The sequence below is a fragment of the Secundilactobacillus kimchicus JCM 15530 genome (genome assembly GCF_001433995.1).
In the GTDB taxonomy this organism is placed as follows: Bacteria; Bacillota; Bacilli; order Lactobacillales; family Lactobacillaceae; genus Secundilactobacillus; species Secundilactobacillus kimchicus.
In genome coordinates, this window is record NZ_AZCX01000019.1 from 1 (window position 1) to 5,075 (window position 5,075).

Below are 5,075 nucleotides of genomic sequence, written 5' to 3' on the forward strand. Positions count from 1 at the left end.
GCGTGGCAACGTCCTACCCTCGCAGGGGGCGATCCCCCAACTACTATCGGCGTGCTGAAGCTTAACTACTGTGTTCGGCATGGGAACAGGTGTATCCTTCAGGCTATCGCCACCACACTATTGAGAACTGGTGCTCTCAAAACTAGATAATATCTTCTTTCACCGTGAACACCACTTCGTGGTTAAGTCCTCGACCGATTAGTACTAGTCCGCTCCATTCATCACTGAACTTCCACTTCTAGCCTATCTACCTGATCATCTCTCAGGGGTCTTACTTCCATAAAGGAATGGGAAATCTCATCTTGAGGCGAGTTTCACACTTAGATGCTTTCAGCGTTTATCTCATCCACACATAGCTACTCAGCAATGCACCTGGCGGTACAACTGATACACCAGCGGTGTGTCCATTCCGGTCCTCTCGTACTAGGAACAGCTCCTCTCAAATTTCCTACGCCCGCGACGGATAGGGACCGAACTGTCTCACGACGTTCTGAACCCAGCTCGCGTACCGCTTTAATGGGCGAACAGCCCAACCCTTGGGACCGACTACAGCCCCAGGATGCGATGAGCCGACATCGAGGTGCCAAACCTCCCCGTCGATGTGGACTCTTGGGGGAGATAAGCCTGTTATCCCCAGGGTAGCTTTTATCCGTTGAGCGATGGCCCTTCCATACGGTACCACCGGATCACTAAGCCCGACTTTCGTCCCTGCTCGACCTGTCTGTCTCGCAGTCAAGCTCCCTTCTGCCTTTACACTCTACGAATGATTTCCAACCATTCTGAGGGAACCTTTGGGCGCCTCCGTTACTTTTTAGGAGGCGACCGCCCCAGTCAAACTACCCACCTGACACTGTCTCCCACCACGCTAAGTGGTGCGGGTTAGAGTGTTCACACAACAAGGGTCGTATCCCACCAGCGCCTCCGCCGAAACTAGCGTTCCGGCCTCTACGGCTCCGACCTATCCTGTACAAATTGTGTCAACACCCAATATCAAGCTATAGTAAAGCTCCATGGGGTCTTTCCGTCCTGTCGCGGGTAACCTGCATCTTCACAGGTATTATAATTTCACCGAGTCTCTCGTTGAGACAGTGCCCAGATCGTTACGCCTTTCGTGCGGGTCGGAACTTACCCGACAAGGAATTTCGCTACCTTAGGACCGTTATAGTTACGGCCGCCGTTTACTGGGGCTTCATTTCTGGGCTTCGCCGAAGCTAACTCATCCACTTAACCTTCCAGCACCGGGCAGGCGTCAGCCCCTATACGTCATCTTACGATTTTGCAGAAACCTGTGTTTTTGATAAACAGTCGCCTGGGCCTCTTCACTGCGGCTGCACTGACGTGCAGCACCCCTTCTCCCGAAGTTACGGGGTCATTTTGCCGAGTTCCTTAACGAGAGTTCACTCGCTCACCTTAGGATCCTCTCCTCGACTACCTGTGTCGGTTTGCGGTACGGGTAGTAAAACACTCACTAGAAGCTTTTCTCGGCAGTGTGACGTCGGCCACTTCCCTACTTAATTCGGTCCTCATCACAGCTTGTCTACTCGGTCGAAAGCATTTAACTGACAACCAGACTTACTGCTTGAACGCACATATCCATCAGTGCGCACGGCTTAGCCTCCTGCGTCCCTCCATCGCTCAAACATGTTTTACTAGTACAGGAATATCAACCTGTTGGCCATCGTCTACGCCTCTCGGCCTCGACTTAGGTCCCGACTAACCCTGGGAGGACGAGCCTTCCCCAGGAAACCTTAGTCATTCGGTGGATCAGATTCTCACTGATCTTTCGCTACTCATACCGGCATTCTCACTTCTAAGCGCTCCACTAGTCCTTACGATCTAGCTTCATTGCCCTTAGAACGCTCTCCTATCACGCGACCTAACGGTCGCATCCACAATTTCGGTGGTATCCTTAGCCCCGGTACATTTTCGGTGCAAAATCACTCGGCTAGTGAGCTATTACGCACTCTTTAAATGGTGGCTGCTTCTGAGCCAACATCCTAGCTGTCTATGCAACTTCACCGCCTTTTCCACTTAGGATACACTTAGGGACCTTAATTGGTGGTCTGGGCTGTTCCCCTTTCGACGATGGATCTTATCACTCACCGTCTGACTCCCGGATATAAATCAGTGGCATTCGGAGTTTATCTGAATTCAGTAACCCATGACGGGCCCCTAGTCCAAACAGTGGCTCTACCTCCACGATTCTCTTTCCGAGGCTAGCCCTAAAGCTATTTCGGAGAGAACCAGCTATCTCCAAGTTCGTTTGGAATTTCACCGCTACCCACACCTCATCCCAGCACTTTTCAACGTACACGGGTTCGGGCCTCCAGTGCGTTTTACCGCACCTTCACCCTGGACATGGGTAGGTCACCTGGTTTCGGGTCTACATCAACATACTGAAACGCCCGTTTCAGACTCGCTTTCGCTACGGCTCCGTCTTTTCAACTTAACCTTGCATGTTAACGTAACTCGCCGGTTCATTCTACAAAAGGCACGCTGTCACCCATTAACGGGCTCCAACTAATTGTAGGCACATGGTTTCAGGAACTATTTCACTCCCCTTCCGGGGTGCTTTTCACCTTTCCCTCACGGTACTGGTTCACTATCGGTCACTAGGGAGTATTTAGCCTTGGGAGATGGTCCTCCCGGATTCCGACCAGGTTTCACGTGTCTGGCCGTACTCAGGATCCTGAACTGAGGGCAATTGGTTTCGTTTACCGGGCTATCACCGTCTTTGGCCAAGCTTCCCAACTTGTTCAACTACCAACTGCTTTGGTAACTCAAATGTTCAGTCCTACAACCCCGAAAAGCAAGCTTCTCGGTTTGGGCTGTTCCCCGTTCGCTCGCCGCTACTGAGGGAATCGATTTTTCTTTCTCTTCCTGCGGGTACTGAGATGTTTCAGTTCCCCGCGTCTGCCTTCTAACAGCTATGTATTCACTGCTAGATAATCATCGATGAAAATGATTGGGTTGCCCCATTCGGAAATCTCCGGATCAAAGTTTACGTACAACTCCCCGAAGCATATCGGTGTTAGTCCCGTCCTTCATCGGCTCCTAGTGCCAAGGCATCCACCATGCGCCCTTCATAACTTAACCTCGTCACTTCGTGACTGGTTAATTGAGTAATATGCGAAGTAAATAAACTTTACTAATAAAAAACTCAAAATACGCGGTGTTCTCGGCTTAATTAATTGAAATTAATTAATGAAGAAATATTGATATTATCTAGTTTTCAAAGAACCAATTCTTGAGAGTAGACCTCTCAAAACTAAACAAAGTNCCTTGACTCGTTATGAGTCAATGGAGAATAGCGGGATCGAACCGCTGACCCCCTGCTTGCAAAGCAGGTGCTCTCCCATCTGAGCTAATTCCCCATAACAAAACCTAACGGTTTGTTGAGTGGGCCTAAATGGACTCGAACCATCGACCTCACGCTTATCAGGCGTGCGCTCTAACCAGCTGAGCTATAGGCCCAAAAGCGTTTGCGATGTGTTGAGAGTAGACCTCTCAAAACTAAACAAAGTTTCGTTCCTGTGCAGGTTTCCGTATTATTCCTTAGAAAGGAGNTTTCGTTCCTGTGCAGGTTTCCGTATTATTCCTTAGAAAGGAGGTGATCCAGCCGCAGGTTCTCCTACGGCTACCTTGTTACGACTTCACCCTAATCATCTGCCCCACCTTAGACGGCAGGCTCCCGAAGGTTACCGAACCGGCTTTGGGTGTTGCAAACTCTCATGGTGTGACGGGCGGTGTGTACAAGGCCCGGGAACGTATTCACCGCGGCATGCTGATCCGCGATTACTAGCGATTCCGACTTCGTGTAGGCGAGTTGCAGCCTACAGTCCGAACTGAGAATGGCTTTAAGAGATTAGCTTACCCTCGCGAGTTTGCGACTCGTTGTACCATCCATTGTAGCACGTGTGTAGCCCAGGTCATAAGGGGCATGATGACTTGACGTCATCCCCACCTTCCTCCGGTTTGTCACCGGCAGTCTCGCCAGAGTGCCCAACTAAATGCTGGCAACTGACAATAAGGGTTGCGCTCGTTGCGGGACTTAACCCAACATCTCACGACACGAGCTGACGACAGCCATGCACCACCTGTCATTGCGTCCCCGAAGGGAACGCCTAATCTCTTAGGTTAGCGCAAGATGTCAAGACCTGGTAAGGTTCTTCGCGTAGCTTCGAATTAAACCACATGCTCCACCGCTTGTGCGGGCCCCCGTCAATTCCTTTGAGTTTCAACCTTGCGGTCGTACTCCCCAGGCGGAGTGCTTAATGCGTTAGCTGCAGCACTGAAGGGCGGAAACCCTCCAACACTTAGCACTCATCGTTTACGGCATGGACTACCAGGGTATCTAATCCTGTTCGCTACCCATGCTTTCGAGCCTCAGCGTCAGTTACAGACCAGACAGCCGCCTTCGCCACTGGTGTTCTTCCATATATCTACGCATTTCACCGCTACACATGGAGTTCCACTGTCCTCTTCTGCACTCAAGTCTCCCAGTTTCCGATGCACTTCTCCGGTTAAGCCGAAGGCTTTCACATCAGACTTAAGAAACCGCCTGCGCTCGCTTTACGCCCAATAAATCCGGACAACGCTTGCCACCTACGTATTACCGCGGCTGCTGGCACGTAGTTAGCCGTGGCTTTCTGGTTGAATACCGTCACTGTGTGAACAGTTACTCTCACACACGTTCTTCTTCAACAACAGAGTTTTACGACCCTAAAGCCTTCTTCACTCACGCGGCGTTGCTCCATCAGACTTTCGTCCATTGTGGAAGATTCCCTACTGCTGCCTCCCGTAGGAGTTTGGGCCGTGTCTCAGTCCCAATGTGGCCGATTACCCTCTCAGGTCGGCTACGTATCATTGCCTTGGTGAACCATTACTCCACCAACTAGCTAATACGCCGCGGGTCCATCCAGAAGTGATAGCCGAAACCATCTTTCAAACAAAAACCATGCGGTTTTTGTTGTTATGCGGTATTAGCACCTGTTTCCAAGTGTTATCCCCCGCTTCTGGGCAGGTTACCCACGTGTTACTCACCAGTTCGCCACTCATCCGATGTTGACTATCAG

At 50.8% G+C, this 5,075-nt stretch carries 2 tRNA genes and 3 rRNA genes; all 5 read right to left on the reverse strand.

Annotated features, from left to right (window positions below):
• A 5S ribosomal RNA gene (gene rrf, locus FC96_RS12380) occupies positions 1-117 on the reverse strand.
• Positions 118-178: 61 nt separating this feature from the next.
• Positions 179-3,096 (reverse strand): 23S ribosomal RNA (locus FC96_RS12385).
• 205 nt (positions 3,097-3,301) lie between these two features.
• Positions 3,302-3,374: transfer RNA gene (locus tag FC96_RS12390), tRNA-Ala, on the reverse strand.
• A gap of 26 nt (positions 3,375-3,400) precedes the next feature.
• Positions 3,401-3,474 (reverse strand) — tRNA-Ile (locus tag FC96_RS12395).
• A 129-nt stretch (positions 3,475-3,603) separates the two neighbouring features.
• Positions 3,604-5,075, reverse strand: a 16S ribosomal RNA gene (locus FC96_RS12400); the annotation flags it as partial.